The 15742-nt window shown below is 42.7% G+C and carries 12 protein-coding genes, 2 tRNA genes and 2 rRNA genes; 3 read left to right on the forward strand and 13 right to left on the reverse strand.

All coding sequences use genetic code 11. The features are described from left to right. Nucleotides 1-42: 42 nt before the first annotated feature. From FEE42_RS06460 to zipA, 4 genes are all read right to left on the reverse strand, one after another. Entirely contained in the window at nucleotides 43-435 is a 393-nt protein-coding gene (locus tag FEE42_RS06460; protein ID WP_059365958.1) for a MerR family transcriptional regulator, read from the reverse strand. A 47-nt stretch (nucleotides 436-482) separates the two neighbouring features. Next, entirely contained in the window at nucleotides 483-1139 is a 657-nt protein-coding gene (locus FEE42_RS06465) for a cation diffusion facilitator family transporter (RefSeq protein ID WP_164027963.1), read from the reverse strand. 221 nt (nucleotides 1140-1360) lie between these two features. After that, nucleotides 1361-3370 carry an NAD-dependent DNA ligase LigA gene (ligA, locus tag FEE42_RS06470; RefSeq protein WP_164027964.1) on the reverse strand — a complete coding sequence of 670 codons (2010 nt, stop codon included), beginning with the start codon at nucleotides 3368-3370 and terminating at the stop codon, nucleotides 1361-1363. Nucleotides 3371-3473: 103 nt separating this feature from the next. After that, on the reverse strand, nucleotides 3474-4427 hold the full coding sequence (gene zipA, locus FEE42_RS06475) for a cell division protein ZipA (protein WP_164027965.1): 954 nt from the start codon (nucleotides 4425-4427) through the stop codon (nucleotides 3474-3476). Between the two features lie 148 nt (nucleotides 4428-4575). Here zipA and cysZ point away from each other — a divergent pair, with 148 nt between their 5' ends. After that, a complete protein-coding gene (gene cysZ / locus FEE42_RS06480) occupies nucleotides 4576-5424 on the forward strand; it encodes a sulfate transporter CysZ (protein ID WP_164027966.1) in 849 nt (282 codons plus the stop codon). Nucleotides 5425-5519: 95 nt separating this feature from the next. Then, nucleotides 5520-6467 (forward strand): cysteine synthase A, encoded by a 948-nt coding sequence (cysK, locus tag FEE42_RS06485; RefSeq protein WP_059365963.1) that lies wholly within the window; start codon nucleotides 5520-5522, stop codon nucleotides 6465-6467. Between the two features lie 300 nt (nucleotides 6468-6767). On the opposite strand, the gene FEE42_RS06490 is transcribed toward cysK, so the two are convergent. Together FEE42_RS06490 and FEE42_RS06495 are read right to left on the reverse strand one after the other, a co-directional pair. Beyond that, nucleotides 6768-7169, reverse strand: a complete 402-nt coding sequence (locus FEE42_RS06490) for a cyclophilin-like fold protein (RefSeq protein ID WP_237184491.1) — start codon at nucleotides 7167-7169, stop codon at nucleotides 6768-6770. A gap of 61 nt (nucleotides 7170-7230) precedes the next feature. Beyond that, nucleotides 7231-8361 carry an alpha/beta hydrolase gene (locus FEE42_RS06495; RefSeq protein ID WP_164027967.1) on the reverse strand — a complete coding sequence of 377 codons (1131 nt, stop codon included), beginning with the start codon at nucleotides 8359-8361 and terminating at the stop codon, nucleotides 7231-7233. 182 nt (nucleotides 8362-8543) lie between these two features. Here FEE42_RS06495 and FEE42_RS06500 point away from each other — a divergent pair, with 182 nt between their 5' ends. Then, a complete protein-coding gene (locus FEE42_RS06500) occupies nucleotides 8544-9452 on the forward strand; it encodes a LysR family transcriptional regulator (RefSeq protein ID WP_164027968.1) in 909 nt (302 codons plus the stop codon). Between the two features lie 34 nt (nucleotides 9453-9486). Here FEE42_RS06500 and hemN read toward each other — a convergent pair whose 3' ends face one another. The 7 genes from hemN to FEE42_RS06535 form a co-directional block, all read right to left on the reverse strand. Next, entirely contained in the window at nucleotides 9487-10854 is a 1368-nt protein-coding gene (hemN, locus tag FEE42_RS06505; RefSeq protein WP_164027969.1) for an oxygen-independent coproporphyrinogen III oxidase, read from the reverse strand. Beyond that, nucleotides 10854-11300 carry a DUF2489 domain-containing protein gene (locus FEE42_RS06510; RefSeq protein WP_059365967.1) on the reverse strand — a complete coding sequence of 149 codons (447 nt, stop codon included), beginning with the start codon at nucleotides 11298-11300 and terminating at the stop codon, nucleotides 10854-10856. The genes hemN and FEE42_RS06510 overlap by 1 nt, the downstream gene beginning before the upstream one ends. 3 nt (nucleotides 11301-11303) lie before the next feature. Next, nucleotides 11304-11861 carry a Der GTPase-activating protein YihI gene (gene yihI / locus FEE42_RS06515; protein WP_164027970.1) on the reverse strand — a complete coding sequence of 186 codons (558 nt, stop codon included), beginning with the start codon at nucleotides 11859-11861 and terminating at the stop codon, nucleotides 11304-11306. Between the two features lie 208 nt (nucleotides 11862-12069). Beyond that, a 5S ribosomal RNA gene (gene rrf, locus FEE42_RS06520) occupies nucleotides 12070-12185 on the reverse strand. Nucleotides 12186-12351: 166 nt separating this feature from the next. Then, a 23S ribosomal RNA gene (locus FEE42_RS06525) occupies nucleotides 12352-15249 on the reverse strand. A gap of 269 nt (nucleotides 15250-15518) precedes the next feature. Beyond that, nucleotides 15519-15594 (reverse strand) — tRNA-Ala (locus tag FEE42_RS06530). A gap of 50 nt (nucleotides 15595-15644) precedes the next feature. Then, nucleotides 15645-15721 (reverse strand) — tRNA-Ile (locus tag FEE42_RS06535). Nucleotides 15722-15742: the final 21 nt, after the last annotated feature.

The raw sequence follows: 15742 nt of genomic DNA on the forward strand, positions 1-15742 counted from the left end.
ACCCCAAATAATGCGGTTTCCTTTTTATCTTAAATAGCCCTGTCAAAAATCAAGTTTACCCTCCAACCCAGCCATTGCCTTACAGTCTGTCTCGCTATGCGCTTCTTTTATTGCAATAGATTGTAAAAAAGCCTTAATTTCCAGTAGCTGAGTAATTTTCTTCTCCACTTGGGCAAGTTGCTTTAACACCATTTGATCAACCTGATAATGATCGGCTAAACCTAATTTCAAACGATTCAGTTCATGAATAGCTTCTAGAGAAAAACCTAAAGTGCGACATTTTTTAATGAAGTTTAGCAGCGTAACGCTCTCCTCATCATAGTAGCGATAGCCGTTTAGCGCCCGCTTAGGCTCGGGCAAAATCCCTTGTCGTTCATAATAACGAATCGTTTCAAGATTGACTCCGGTACGAAGACTTAACTCATTGGCTTTCATTATTTTCCTCAATTCATCTTACGAAATCGGAGCTAAATCCCCTCTATTTAGTGCTTATGCTTTCCCATCGAAAAATGTTCGGAATGATCACGTAACGCGTTGAATGCCTGCCATACTACGGAGCCGCCACTGCGTAATACCAATAAGCCCAACACGACACTAGCCACCACATCAACCCATTGCCAATTTAGCCAATATGCACTTACCCCTGCCAAAATCGCAGCCACCGAACCGAATAAATCGGCTAATACATGTAAATAAGCCGCGCGGGCATTTAAATTATCCTGATCACTTTTGAGCATTATCCATGCCACTAAAATATTTACTAAAAGTCCGACTATCGCCACGCCTAACATGGGCAATGCCGTCATTTCTATCGGGGTCAGCCAACGCTCTACGGCCTCCAGTAAAATCCAAATTGCCACGCCGATTAACGAAATGCCATTTAACAACGCAAACCATTTTTGCCATTTCACACTTAAAAAGAGTGCGATTAACGCTAACGCAAGCGACAAACTATCATTTACCATATGGACGGCATCCGCCATTAAAGTAAGACTATTGAAAAAATAGCCGCCTAAAAACTCCACCACCATATAACTTGTGATGATCAACAAACTGATGGTTAGAATTTTTTTATCTTTCGGCGTGTGAGAATGTTGATGTTTACTATGCTGCACTTTCTTGACAAGAATAGTTTCCATGATATGCCCTTTCCAATTAATTAACTTGACGCAAGTGTAAAGTCCGTAGTGAGTACAGGGTCAAGAAAATTTTTTATACCAATCTAAAACATTCACAAAATTAACCGCACTTCAACGGATAAATCGGTGTGATTTTTCGTTTTCAAACATTTTCAGAAAGGGCAAATAAACTGCGGTTTGAAATAACGGGTTTCTCACTCACATTTTTGCCCTGATGATGATCAACGAATCTGTGCTAGAAATTCTTCTTCTGTTAATATTGCCACGCCCAATTCCTGTGCTTTGGTGAGTTTTGACCCTGCGGCTTCGCCGGCGATAACGAAATCCGTTTTAGCCGAAACAGAACCGCTGACTTTTGCCCCCATTTCTTGCAGTAACACTTTGGCTTCATTACGCCCCATTTGAGTGAGCGTACCTGTGAGGACGATTGTTTTGTCTTTGAACGGATTATCCTGCACTTCTTTGATTTCCACGGTGTCCCAATGTACCCCTTGTGCAAGTAGATCGTTCACCACCTCTACATTATGCGGTTCACGCCAGAATGCCAAAATACGATTGGCCACCACTTCCCCCACATCCGACACTTGTTGGAGCTGTTCAAAATCAGCATTTTGCAACGCCTCAAGCGTTTTAAAATGATTGGCTAAATTCAATGCCGTAGCTTCGCCCACTTCACGAATACCCAAAGCAAAAATAAAACGGGCAAGGGTTGTATGTTTAGCTTTTTCTAAGCTGTTTAAAGCATTTTCCGCTGATTTTTTCCCCATACGTTCTAAGCGTGTCAAAGTAGTAAGATCAAGTTTGAATAAATCCGCTGGGGTATGAATCAGCTCACGATCCACCAATTGTTCTATTAATTTACCGCCTACGCCGTCAATATCCATTGCTTTGCGTGAAACAAAATGTTTTAACGCTTCCTTGCGTTGTGCTTCACAAAATAATCCGCCGGTGCAGCGTGCCACGGCTTCGCCTTCAATACGAATAATCTGCGAATTGCACACCGGGCAATGTGTTGGGAAAACAATTGGTTTGGCATTTTCAGGGCGGCGTTCACGCAAAACACCAATAATTTGCGGAATCACATCACCAGCACGGCGAACAATCACGGTATCGCCAATGGCAATATCCAAACGTGCAATTTCATCACCATTGTGTAAGGTGGCATTACTCACGGTAACGCCTGCGACAAATACCGGTTCAAGTTTTGCTACTGGTGTAATTGCACCGGTGCGCCCCACTTGGAATTCCACATCGTTTAATACCGTTAATTCTTCTTGTGCAGGGAATTTATAAGCAATCGCCCAACGGGGGGCTTTAGAAATAAAACCGAGTTCGTTTTGCAGGGCAATATCATTAATTTTCAATACGGTGCCGTCAATATCATAGCCAAGGTCGCTACGTTTATTTTGCATAGCGTGATAAAACGCCAACACAGCCTCAACATCATGACAAAGACGGATTTCCGGATTTACCGGAATACCAATTGATTTCAGCCATTGTAAACGTTCATAATGGGTGACTGGTAAATCCACGCCTTCGGCAATACCGACACTATAGGCATTTAATACCAACGGACGTTTACTGGTAATCTTTGGATCGAGCTGACGCAGCGATCCCGCTGCGGCATTACGCGGATTGGCAAAGGTTTTCTCGCCGTGTTCGAGGGCATATTCGTTCAAGCGCTCAAACCCTTCATGCGGCATAAATACCTCGCCCCGCACTTCTAAACGCGCCGGCGGATTTTCTGTAAGGAGTTGCAAAGGAATATTACGAACGGTGCGAATATTCAAGGTTATATCCTCACCCGTTGTCCCGTCTCCACGGGTTGCGGCTTGGGTTAGAACACCATTCTCATACAAAATACTCACGGCAAGCCCATCCAATTTAGGCTCGGCACAAAAGGTTAAAGGTGAAACTGATTTTCCCAATCGATCTTCAATACGCTTTACAAAGGCATAAAATTCTTCATCGGAAAAGGCATTATCCAAAGACAACATAGGAATTTCATGGCGAATCTGGTGAAAAGCAGAAAGCGGTTTTGCTCCGACCCGCTGAGTTGGAGAATCGGCAGTAACCCATTCAGGATGTTCCAATTCTAAGGCTTTAAGCTGATGAAAAAGGCGATCGTATTCACTATCCGGCACGCTTGGATTATCCAAAACGTGATATTCATATTCATATTGACGCAGTTTTTTTCGTAAATTGTTAATCTGGGTTTGAATGTCAGTCATAAAAAATCTCGGTGAAAAATAACCGCACTTTCTAATGCTTTACACAATAAAGGCGAACCCAATGTTCGCCCAAATTAAAAGTGCGGTGGAAAATCAATCTGTTTTACACACGTGAAAGATAACGTTGTTCTTGGTAATCATCAAAAATTTGTTCATCTTCGGTAAGCACCGAACCGCCTAAATCTTCCGCAAGAGTTTTAGCGGCACGAATCATTAATTTAAGATTGGCAAGATCACTACCAGGAGAAGGCAGTTTCATAAATAATGCCAAGCCAATGGTGTTAAACTCCGTGTTATACGGGTTAAAACCGCCGTCATCTTGCAAATTTGCCACACTGAATAATGTTGGGCTTGCCACGCTTAAATCAAAATGACGGTGATACATATTGTATTCGCCAAAGATAAAGCCTAAATTTTCAAGGGATTGTATCAACCTTAAACCGTGAAATTCACGATGTTGTGGTGAAACGACATAAAGTTGAATGTAACCGGAGGTTTGTTTTTCCGTGTTTGCCTCCAATGTGCGCGCTTCATTAAAATGCACGGTAGATTTTATCCCATCCAACTCCCCTAATGACATTTGCGAAAGCTGTTCCCGCAATTCAGGTGAAGAAGGATTAATCCCTTCAAGTTCATTGGTTTGCGCTTCCAGTTGTTCAAGCGTCATAGTTGCAAGATTCGGCTTAGCTTCCGCCTGTTTCATATCGTATTCTACGCAAACAGGTTCAGGTGCCGGCTCAACATTGGGAATAGAAATTTTAATATCATCTACTGTGCGCTCGGTTTGGCGATAATCCACTTGTGATGTTGCTTGATTCTCTTCAAAGGATGGTTGCCGTACCTTTTGAGCAAGCGCCGGTGAAGGCGTATTTTGAATAACCGCGCTGGAAAATTCTTGTTGTTCCCGACTCTGCTGTTCTTGAGTAAAAGAGCGATCAAAGGTCGTCGAGTTTTTAAAATACTTTGATTTCTCACGATGATTTGACCATAATCCGTGTGCAACAAGGGCAATGAGTGCCACCACCCCTAAAATAATCAAAATGGTATTCAGATCCATTTTTGCTCCTTACAGGCAATAAAACTGAGCTAATGCTACCATATTTTAAAGGGTGAAAAAACAAAACCCATAGGGAATTTAACAGCAAAAATGCTGTCAGAATTAACCGCTCTTCTTGAGTTTATTAATATAACAAAAGGAAAAAAGCATGATTAATCCGCAAGAAATCAAATCGGGATTCCATTATTTTGTGATGGGATGGCATTTTATTGCCCAAAAAGGGCTGCGCCGTTTCGTCATTATGCCTATTTTATTCAATATTGTTTTACTGAGTGCTTTACTTTGGCTGCTGGTTTCGCAGATTAGCTCAATGATCGATTGGATGATGACTTTCGTACCGGATTGGCTCGGATTTCTAAGCGTTATTTTACTCGTGCTTTCTATCGGTATGATTTTGTTATTATTTTATTTTATGTTCACCACACTTTCCGGTTTTATTGCCGCTCCTTTTAACGGATTACTGGCGGAGAAATTGGAAAAAATGCTAACGGGAGAAAGCATTAATGACGATAACTGGTTAGATGTGATGAAAGATATACCGCGTATGCTACGCCGCGAATGGCAAAAATCATGGTATAGCCTACCCAAAATTATCGGCTTATTCTTATTAAGTTTTATCCCTGTTGTAGGGCAAACCATCGTACCGGTTTTAACATTTTTATTCACTGCATGGATGATGGCGATTCAATATTGCGATTATCCTTTCGACAATCATAAAATCTCTTTCAATGTGATGAAAAACGCTTTAGGCGAGCAACGCTCACAAAGCCTCACTTTCGGTGGATTGGTGACTTGTTGCACCTTTTTACCTGTGGTGAATTTAGTGATTATTCCCGTTGCCGTATGTGGTGCAACGGTAATGTGGGTAGAAAATTATCGTGATCGGTTACGCTTTGATATGAATTTTAATTATCGCCGTGACAACCGTTCCATCAAAATCGCGACTCGCAGTGATAGTACTGATATTCGCACAAACAACAATCAAATCATAAAATAGCGTTTGGTTATAAAATAGATCAAATAACTATTTTTTGAATAAAACCGCCAATGCTATAACTAGGCTACTAATAATCTCAAAATAAGGGAATAAATATGACAATTTATGCAGACAACTCTTACACTATCGGCAACACACCGCTTGTACGATTAAAGCACTTTGGTCACGATAATATCGTGGTAAAAATTGAAGGACGAAACCCAAGTTTCAGTGTGAAATGCCGTATTGGCGCTAACATGGTGTGGCAAGCAGAAAAAGACGGTATTCTCACCAAAGGCAAAGAAATTGTTGATGCCACCAGCGGTAATACCGGTATTGCGCTCGCCTATGTGGCAGCCGCACGGGGTTATAAAATCACCCTCACCATGCCGGAAACGATGAGTTTGGAACGTAAACGTTTATTACGCGGATTAGGCGTAAATCTTGTATTAACCGAAGGGGCAAAAGGAATGAAAGGGGCGATTGCCAAAGCCGAAGAAATCGTGGCTTCCGATCCAAGCCGTTATGTCATGCTAAAACAATTTGAAAATCCGGCTAATCCCCAAATTCACCGAGAAACAACCGGCACGGAAATTTGGCAGGATACGGAAGGTAAAGTGGATGTCGTTGTGGCAGGGGTTGGTACAGGCGGCACAATTACCGGCGTTTCACGTGCAATTAAATTAGATTTCGGTAAGGCAATTACTTCTGTCGTGGTAGAACCGGCCGAATCACCGGTGATTAGCCAAACTTTAGCCGGAGAAGAATTGAAACCGGCGCCTCATAAAATCCAAGGTATCGGTGCAGGTTTCATACCGAAAAACTTAGACTTATCATTAGTTGATCGTGTAGAAACCGTGGACAGCGAGACAGCTATTGCGACAGCCCGTCGCTTAATGGCAGAGGAAGGCATTTTAGCCGGTATTTCCTCCGGGGCAGCGGTTGCCGCCGCTGATCGCATTGCAAAATTACCTGAATTTAAAGATAAACTTATTGTCGCCGTACTCCCTTCCGCCTCTGAGCGCTACCTAAGTACTGCGTTGTTTGAAGGTATTGAAGCGTAATTTGCGGTTATCAATAGTTGAAAGTGCGGTTAAAAATGACCGCACTTTTTACAATTACCGGCATTATGTCGCAAATGTACAATTTAAAGAAAATGTAGAGACGCCACACTGGCGTCGGCCATACAACCTTTTAAAATCATTTAATTTTTTACGGATGCCGGCATGGTATCTCTACCTATGAAATAAAATTTAGGTTGTGCAACGGCTACATAATACCGACAATGACTCACGCAATGGTGTATCGAAAATCTCAACGAATTAAATAAGCGGCACAACAGCAATTAATACTATCTTGTTGATTCATTCTTCCCGTTCAAATTTAATATGCGTTGAGCGGGAAAGTGCGGTCAAATCGCCGTCAAATTTCCCCATGTAAATTAAACCCGGTGCATGGGTCCCTTTATCGAGAAACATCGCAATGTTTCCCCAAGGGGCATAATAGGTAATATCCCCAGCTTTGGCTGTGTAGGCGGCAGGGGCATTTTCAGTACTGAGTTTATCGTTCATATAAACGACTTTTTCATTATGCGCGTAGTTATCCAATTTGGATTCAAGGGGTAATTTTTGCCAAAAACTTTGGCTGGTTGGATTATCGGCTAGAGTGGCGGAATAAACACCGCTATCAAGGCTGACTTTTACTTTCATTTCTGCTCCGACATATAAACTGGTTAAGCTAAGTAAAATAGTGATTAAGACTTTCATTGATAAAATCTCGCTAAAAAACGACCGCTCTTTTGAGCGGCCTTTAATTTTATCTTAGTGATTATTTTAAATTTGCTTTGAAGAATGTTTCAAATTTATCAAATGGGATTTTGTTCGCTTGATTATCGTATAAATCAACGTGAGTCGCCTCCGGCACGATGTACAACTCTTTATTTTTTGAACCAAGGGATTGAAACGCTTCTTCGCCAAAATAACGCGAGTGCGCTTTTTCGCCGTGAACCACTAACGCCGGCGTACGCATTTCTGAGGCTCGCTGTAAAATCGGCATATTGATAAACGCAAGCGGTGTGGTTTTTGACCAACCCGTATTTGAATTGACCGAACGGGGATGGTAACCGCGCGAGGTTTTATAATAATCCGCATATTCTTTCACAAATTTAGGCGTCTCAGCAGTATGTATTTCCGGCGCAGGTAAATGTTCGTTTGCCGCCGTATGTTCTGGTTCGCCTTTTTCTGCATCCGCCCAACGTTGGGTATTCATCGCCTCTTTCATTTTATAGCGAGTATCCGCATTAATCGCCGACGTTCTATCATAAGTACCTTTGGCATTTGGCGTGAAGTTAATTTCATAACCCTCACCCATTACTTTTGTCATATCATACATCGTACTGACTGCGACTGCTTTGACACGGGTATCCGAGAGTGCCGCATTTAACGCAAAACCTCCCCATCCGCAGATACCTAAAATCCCGATTTCTTCACGCTTAACAAAATCTTGCAAACCTAAGAAATCCACTGCCGCACTAAAATCTTCCGTTGCAATTTCAGGGCTGGCAATATTACGTGGTTCGCCCAAACTTTCGCCGGTATATGAACCGTCAAAAGCAAGCGTAACAAAACCGCGCTCCGCCAATGTTTGCGCATAAATGCCCGATGTTTGCTCTTTCACTGCACCAAACGGCCCGCTCACTGCAATTGCCGGTAGTTTACCTTTTGCATTTTTCGGTACATACAAATCGCCGACAAGGGTAAAGCCATAGCGGTTTTTAAAGGTTACTTTATGATGTTCTACTTTGTCGGATTGCTTGAAAGTTTTGTCCCATTTATTTTCTAACGGCATAATCTGTACTCCTTTCATCGGTGTAATATTGACATCCGCCATCGCTGAAGTGACAAAAGTTGCGGAAAGTGCTGCCGCAAGTGCGGTCGTTTTTAAGATTTTTTTTACCATTTTGTTTTCCTATAAAAAATTAAATGCATAAATTTGAAAAACTGCACAAAAAAACAAACAATCATCCTACAAGAATTTTTCTTTGCTGTGCTTTTTGTTTATGGCACTTATTGTAAAAATTAGATTTATTCCTGTAAATTTGCAAAAATAAACTTCACAATTTCTATAAATGGAATAATCAAATGAATAACCGCTTTGAAACGCTAAAAGTTTTTTGCTCCCTTGCGGAAACCTTGCAATTTAAAGAAACAGCCAATCGCCTTGCAATATCGCCACCGGTGGTAACAAGATTGATTGCCGAGTTGGAGGATTATTTGGGAGAATCCCTATTCCAACGCAATACCCGACAAGTGCATTTAACGGATTTTGGCGAGCAATTTTTACCACAGGCACAACAATTATTGGTAGATAGCGAAAAACTATTCATACCAAACAAACAGAGAGCCTATGCTGAAATGAACGGTATTGTACGAATTACTGCACCAAGCTGGCGAATTAATGATGAAATTTTAGCGAAATTATTGACCGCACTTTCGCCTTATCCCAACTTGATTATCGATTGGCGTGATGATATGAGCAAGCTGGATTCGGTTAGTCATCGCATTGATATTGGCATACGTATCGGGCCAAAATCCGAGCCGAATTTTATTGTACGGAAAATCGCCGACATTGGCGATGTATTAGTTGCCGCACCAAGTTTGCTGGAACGCTTAGGCGAACCAAAATCACTCGAAGATATGGAGCAACGTTTCCCGTTTGCAGCACTGATTAATGTGAGTACCTGTCGCCCTTGGCATTTTCCACTTACTCCCGAACGTACACTAAAACCACACCGCATTACTTTCCAAAGCAACAATATTTATAGTAAATTACAAGCCGTACTACAGGGAAGTGCGGTCGGTTTAGTGAGTGATTTTATCGCTCAACCTTATTTACAAACAGGCGAATTACACCAATTATTTCCAGAAATAAAGATCCAAAAATGGCAACTGTTTTTATATCGTCCTTATGAAACCGTTACCCCTAAAAGGGTTCTTAAGGTATTTGAAGAATTGGAAAGAATTTTAAGACAGTTTTTTACGGATCAATAGAAAAAAGAATGCCACCGAAAGGTGGCATATAGCATTAAATAATTCTTGAGAATTGCTGGCGTTTTGCCGCGACACGAGAATAAGTGTCAAAACATAAACAAATATTCCGAATGAGCAAACGACCTTTAGGTGAAACCTTTAACCCTTGCTCGGTTAGACTAATGAGTTCATCTTCAATTAAAGGCCGGAGCAGCATTAAATCTTCAGCAAAATGCGCTGTAAAGCAGATATTATACTCTCTCTCGATCGGTTCAAAGTCTAGTTTAAAATTACAAATTAATTGCTTGATTACATCACGGCGCAGGCAATCCTCTTTCGTTAATGCAAGCCCCTTATGTAAGGCATGAGCATTCTCCTCAACCAGAGCATAATAGGCTTTGAGATCTTTTTCATTTTGCGCGTAAGTATCCCCTAGTAAACTGATAGAAGAAACACCCAAACCAAGTAGATCGCATTCTTCTTGTGTGGTATAGCCTTGGAAATTACGATGCAATATGCCTTTTTCCTGTGCAATAGCCAATTCATCATAAGGCTTTGCAAAGTGGTCCATACCAATAAATTGGTAACCGGCATCCCCCAAGGTTTCAATTGTTTTCTGTAAAATAGTTAGTTTAGTTTCCGGCTTCGGCAATTGTTCTTCTTTAATTTTTGCTTGGCCGGGTACACGGCTTGGTAAATGGGCATAATTAAAAATACTCAAACGATCAGGATTTAATTCAATCACCTTTTTCAGAGTAAACATAAAGCTTTCTACATTTTGCAACGGTAAACCATAAATCAAGTCAAGGTTGGTTGATTGAAATCCTAGCTCTCGGGCTCGTTCTAATAAAGCGGCAATAAAGTTTTCATCTTGCTCACGATTGACGGCTTTTTGCACTTCTTTATTAAAATCCTGCACCCCCATGCTCATTCGGTTAAAATCAATCGCACGTAAATGATCAAGCATTGAAAGTTCAATTCTACGGGGATCCATCTCAATAGAAATTTCTGCATTATCCGCAATTGTAAAATGCGTTTTTAACATTTCCATTAAACGTGCCGATTGCGCTTCACTTAAATAAGTTGGCGTACCACCGCCCCAGTGAATTTGGGTTACAACTCGATGCTTAAACAACTGAGCACGAGCAATTATCTCTTTCTCAAGATAATCAAGATAGATATCCGCTTTATGCTGATGACGGGTAATCACTTTGTTACAGGCACAGAAATAGCAAAGCTGATGACAAAACGGAATATGTACATATAAGGACAGGGGACGATCCGGATAACGCTCCGCCGCACGAATAAAATCCTGATTAGTATAATTTTCGTGAAACTCTAATGCGGTAGGATATGATGTATAACGCGGACCCGATTGATTGTATTTTTGTATAAGTTTGTCATCCCAAATAATCTCGGACATTAAAGCACTCCAAATTTTCTCACATCATCAAGTAATTGCTGTAATTCTTCCAGTATATCCTGCTCAAATTTAGCCTCAGCGCTTTCACGTTTAAGATCAAGACGCAACCTTTCTTTCTTTTCAAGTGTTTTTCTCGCCTCATGCGTTGGCATATCCCGCACGATCTCATAAAGTTGCATCATGCTAGGATAAGGCTGCAGGTTTTTACCGAAAGGCATTAACAACATCGTAAGGCGAATCACGCCTTCAGAATGGTTACATTCCTTACTTTTCATTGCTTTTGCAATAATTTCGATACTTTCTTTTAATCGCGTTGCTCTCACCATTTTAGCTTGTAAGAGAACTTGTTTTTGCTGTTTCAACTGCTTCAATAAACGCAACGCATACCAAGACAGAGTTGCAATAACAAAAATTCCAAGTAAGCCTAGAATAATTATCCAAATCATCTTTTATCTAAATTGCTCGATATTTATTTTCTCAAAAGTGCGGTATAAATCAGCTTCGTTTTCTTCTTCGTCTTCAATACCGAGCTCTTCCATTAATTCTGCAATACGATCCAAACATTCATCAACGAACTGTTGATCCGCCTTACTAATAGTTTTACCTTCTTCCAATATATCCAATAATTCATTAAGAATTTCGTTATTTTCCAAACTCTCCAACTCTTGCATCGGATCTTGTTTTTTCACAGCGCCTAACACAGGAATAATTTGACCTTTTTCCGGTTTATTCACGAATTCCACAACTAAAGGTATTTTCTTTTTACTCCCAATTTTAGGATCTTTGATTGCTTGAAGAGGTTTCGTTGAGCGATTTTCTACCATACTATGGCGTGAACCTGAATCTAAGCCTTTATGTTTACGTTTTTTCTTATCCTCACGGGCTTTTGCATCAAGCTCATAACGAGTAAGTTTTTTACCGGAACGTTTTGGCATTTCAGTTTTTTTATCAGCTTTACGTATTGGCATAACATCAGTAATTCGACGTGTTTTCTTCTTTCGAGCCATTAAGATATTTATCCTTTCAATAAAATTTGGTGGATTGTATCATTTGGGCAACTTTTTCTCATTAATAAAATAGGTTAATTTAACGATAAGTCTAATATCCATAAATAGAAATAATCATCCCAAAATTGTATTTTTACTAACCAAATAAAATTAAATCAAAATGCAAAAACCCCTGAACCTCTCGATTCAGGGGATGATATAATATAAAACCCGGCAGTGCCCTACTCTCACATGGGGATACCCCACACTACCATCGGCATTACAGCATTTCACTTCTGAGTTCGGGATGGATTCAGGTGGAACCACTGCACTCTCGCCGCCGGGATAATTCTTCGATAACTTCTCTCTTCGACTTTATCTTGTCTTTTTATCTTGTTTTATCTCTTTTATCTTTTTCATCTGTTCTATCGGATACAAGCTGATGACTGATTACTATATACTTTAATTCGTTGTATTTCACATTAACCGCCCAAAAACACTTGAGCGTTGTATAGTTAAGCCCCTCGGGCAATTAGTATGGGTTAGCTCAATGTATCACTACACTTACACACCCCACCTATCTACGTCGTCGTCTCCAACAACCCTTACAGACTCTAAGTCTGGGAGAACTCATCTTGAGGCAAGTTTCGTGCTTAGATGCTTTCAGCACTTATCTCTTCCGCACTTAGCTACTCGGCAATGCGTCTGGCGACACAACCGAAACACCAGTGGTGCGTCCACTCCGGTCCTCTCGTACTAGGAGCAGCCCCCCTCAATTCTCCTACGCCCACGGCAGATAGGGACCGAACTGTCTCACGACGTTCTAAACCCAGCTCGCGTACCACTTTAAATGGCGAACAGCCATACCCTTGGGACCTACTTCAGCCCCAGGATGTGATGAGCCGACATCGAGGTGCCAAACACCGCCGTCGATATGAACTCTTGGGCGGTATCAGCCTGTTATCCCCGGAGTACCTTTTATCCGTTGAGCGATGGCCCTTCCATTCAGAACCACCGGATCACTATGACCTACTTTCGTACCTGCTCGACTTGTCCGTCTCGCAGTTAAGCTTGCTTATACCATTGCACTAACCTGACGATGTCCGACCGTCATTAGCAAACCTTCGTGCTCCTCCGTTACTCTTTGGGAGGAGACCGCCCCAGTCAAACTACCCACCAGACACTGTCCGAGACCGCGTTCCGCAATCTTCGTTAGAACACCAAACGTTAAAGGGTGGTATTTCAAGGACGCCTCCACAATCACTGGCGTGACCGCTTCAAAGGCTCCCACCTATCCTACACATCAAAATTCAATGTTCAGTGTCAAGCTATAGTAAAGGTTCACGGGGTCTTTCCGTCTAGCCGCGGGTACACCGCATCTTCACGGCGATTTCAATTTCACTGAGTCTCGGGTGGAGACAGCCTGGCCATCATTATGCCATTCGTGCAGGTCGGAACTTACCCGACAAGGAATTTCGCTACCTTAGGACCGTTATAGTTACGGCCGCCGTTTACTGGGGCTTCGATCAGGAGCTTCTCTTTCGATTACACCATCAATTAACCTTCCAGCACCGGGCAGGCATCACACCCTATACGTCCACTTTCGTGTTTGCAGAGTGCTGTGTTTTTAATAAACAGTTGCAGCCAGCTGGTATCTTCGACCGGTTCACCCTTCACCCGCTAGGGGCTACAAGCTACGCCGGCGCACCTTCTCCCGAAGTTACGGTGCTATTTTGCCTAGTTCCTTCACCCGAGTTCTCTCAAGCGCCTGAGTATTCTCTACCTGACCACCTGTGTCGGTTTTCAGTACGGTTTAATAAAGCCTGAAGCTTAGTGGCTTTTCCTGGAAGTGTGGTATCAGTTACTTCAGCCCCTTGAGGCCTCGTCATCATTTCTCGGTGTTAATAAGCGCCCGGATTTGCCTAAGCACCCCACCTACCAACTTAAACGTGCATATCCAACAGCACGCTAACCTAACCTGCTCCGTCCCCACATCGCAGCTTTACCAAGTACGGGAATATTAACCCGTTTCCCATCGACTACGCTTTTCAGCCTCGCCTTAGGGGCCGACTCACCCTGCCCCGATTAACGTTGGACAGGAAACCTTGGTCTTCCGGCGAACGGGTTTTTCACCCGTTTTATCGTTACTTATGTCAGCATTCGCACTTGTGATACGTCCAGCATACCTCCCGATACACCTTCATCCGCTTACACAACGCTCCCCTACCCAACAGGATTAATCCTGATGCCGCAGCTTCGGTGCTATGTTTGAGCCCCGTTACATCTTCCGCGCAGGCCGACTCGACTAGTGAGCTATTACGCTTTCTTTAAATGGTGGCTGCTTCTAAGCCAACATCCTAGCTGTCTAAGCCTTCCCACTTCGTTTCCCACTTAACATACACTTTGGGACCTTAGCTGGCGGTCTGGGTTGTTTCCCTCTCCACGACGGACGTTAGCACCCGCCGTGTGTCTCCTGAGTATCACTCTTCGGTATTCGCAGTTTGCATCGGGTTGGTAAGCCGGGATGGCCCCCTAGCCGAAACAGTGCTCTACCCCCGAAGGTGTCCGCTCAAGGCTCTACCTAAATAGATTTCGGGGAGAACCAGCTATCTCCCGGTTTGATTGGCCTTTCACCCCCAGCCACAAGTCATCCGCTAATTTTTCAACATTAGTCGGTTCGGTCCTCCAGTTAGTGTTACCCAACCTTCAACCTGCCCATGGCTAGATCACCGGGTTTCGGGTCTATACCTTGCAACTAATCGCCCAGTTAAGACTCGGTTTCCCTTCGGCTTCCCTATTCGGTTAACCTTGCTACAAAATATAAGTCGCTGACCCATTATACAAAAGGTACGCAGTCACCCTTTCAGGCTCCCACTGCTTGTACGTACAAGGTTTCAGGTTCTATTTCACTCCCCTCGCCGGGGTTCTTTTCGCCTTTCCTTCACAGTACTGGTTCACTATCGGTCAATCAGGAGTATTTAGCCTTGGAGGATGGTCCCCCCCTCTTCAGACAGGATATCACGTGTCCCGCCCTACTTATCGTAAGCTTAGTACCATCAACGTGTTTTAAGATACGGGACTATCACCCCCTACGGTTGAGCTTCCCAACTCATTCTCCTAACACGCTCACTATCACTTACCGGCTCTTCCGCCTTCGCTCGCCGCTACTCACGGAATCTCGGTTGATTTCTTTTCCTCGGGGTACTTAGATGTTTCAGTTCTCCCGGTTTGCTTTTCATTACTATGAATTCATAATGAAATGATGGATTCTTCATCCATCGGGTTTCCCCATTCGGATATCTTGGATTAAACGCTTCTTATCAACTCATCCAAGCTTTTCGCAGATTAGCACGTCCTTCATCGCCTCTGATTGCCAAGGCATCCACCTTGTACGCTTAGTCACTTAACTATACAACCTCAAATGTTTTCAGCCTGCCTACTCAGTCAGGCCTACATCTTGAAGCGAATCTTTAATTCAACTAAACACTTGACTGCCTTTCTCCAGTCAAGATTTTTCTACTCAGACTTCCTCTATTCCTTTCGGAACTTAAAAGTCTCTTCAGTTTTCAGCTTGTTTCCAATTTTTTAAAGAACAGAAGATAAAACTTTTCAGTTATCATCGTTAAGTAAACGCAATACCATTTTCTATCAATGCAACATTTACTTAACGATGATAAGTGGTGGAGATAAGCGGGATCGAACCGCTGACCTCCTGCGTGCAAGGCAGGCGCTCTCCCAGCTGAGCTATATCCCCAGTTATCATTAATTTGCAGATACTTGCCCTTACTTCACTCACTCTTAGAGTGGTGGGTCTGAGTGGACTTGAACCACCGACCTCACCCTTATCAGGGGTGCGCTCTAACCACCTGAGCTACAGACCCAAGGACAATGTTGATTTCCGC

The sequence above is a fragment of the Rodentibacter caecimuris genome, assembly GCF_010587025.1.
GTDB lineage: Bacteria > Pseudomonadota > Gammaproteobacteria > Enterobacterales > Pasteurellaceae > Rodentibacter > Rodentibacter caecimuris.

Excerpts from the sequence above, each read along its gene's own strand:
- FEE42_RS06460 (WP_059365958.1), bottom strand. The coding sequence starts at position 435 with ATGAAAGCCAATGAGTTAAGTCTTCGTACCGGAGTCAATCTTGAAACG.
- FEE42_RS06465 (WP_164027963.1), bottom strand. The coding sequence starts at position 1,139 with ATGGAAACTATTCTTGTCAAGAAAGTGCAGCATAGTAAACATCAACAT.
- ligA (WP_164027964.1), bottom strand. The coding sequence starts at position 3,370 with ATGACTGACATTCAAACCCAGATTAACAATTTACGAAAAAAACTGCGT.
- zipA (WP_164027965.1), bottom strand. The coding sequence starts at position 4,427 with ATGGATCTGAATACCATTTTGATTATTTTAGGGGTGGTGGCACTCATT.
- cysZ (WP_164027966.1), top strand. The coding sequence starts at position 4,576 with ATGATTAATCCGCAAGAAATCAAATCGGGATTCCATTATTTTGTGATG.
- cysK (WP_059365963.1), top strand. The coding sequence starts at position 5,520 with ATGACAATTTATGCAGACAACTCTTACACTATCGGCAACACACCGCTT.
- FEE42_RS06490 (WP_237184491.1), bottom strand. The coding sequence starts at position 7,169 with ATGAAAGTCTTAATCACTATTTTACTTAGCTTAACCAGTTTATATGTC.
- FEE42_RS06495 (WP_164027967.1), bottom strand. The coding sequence starts at position 8,361 with ATGGTAAAAAAAATCTTAAAAACGACCGCACTTGCGGCAGCACTTTCC.
- FEE42_RS06500 (WP_164027968.1), top strand. The coding sequence starts at position 8,544 with ATGAATAACCGCTTTGAAACGCTAAAAGTTTTTTGCTCCCTTGCGGAA.
- hemN (WP_164027969.1), bottom strand. The coding sequence starts at position 10,854 with ATGTCCGAGATTATTTGGGATGACAAACTTATACAAAAATACAATCAA.
- FEE42_RS06510 (WP_059365967.1), bottom strand. The coding sequence starts at position 11,300 with ATGATTTGGATAATTATTCTAGGCTTACTTGGAATTTTTGTTATTGCA.
- yihI (WP_164027970.1), bottom strand. The coding sequence starts at position 11,861 with ATGGCTCGAAAGAAGAAAACACGTCGAATTACTGATGTTATGCCAATA.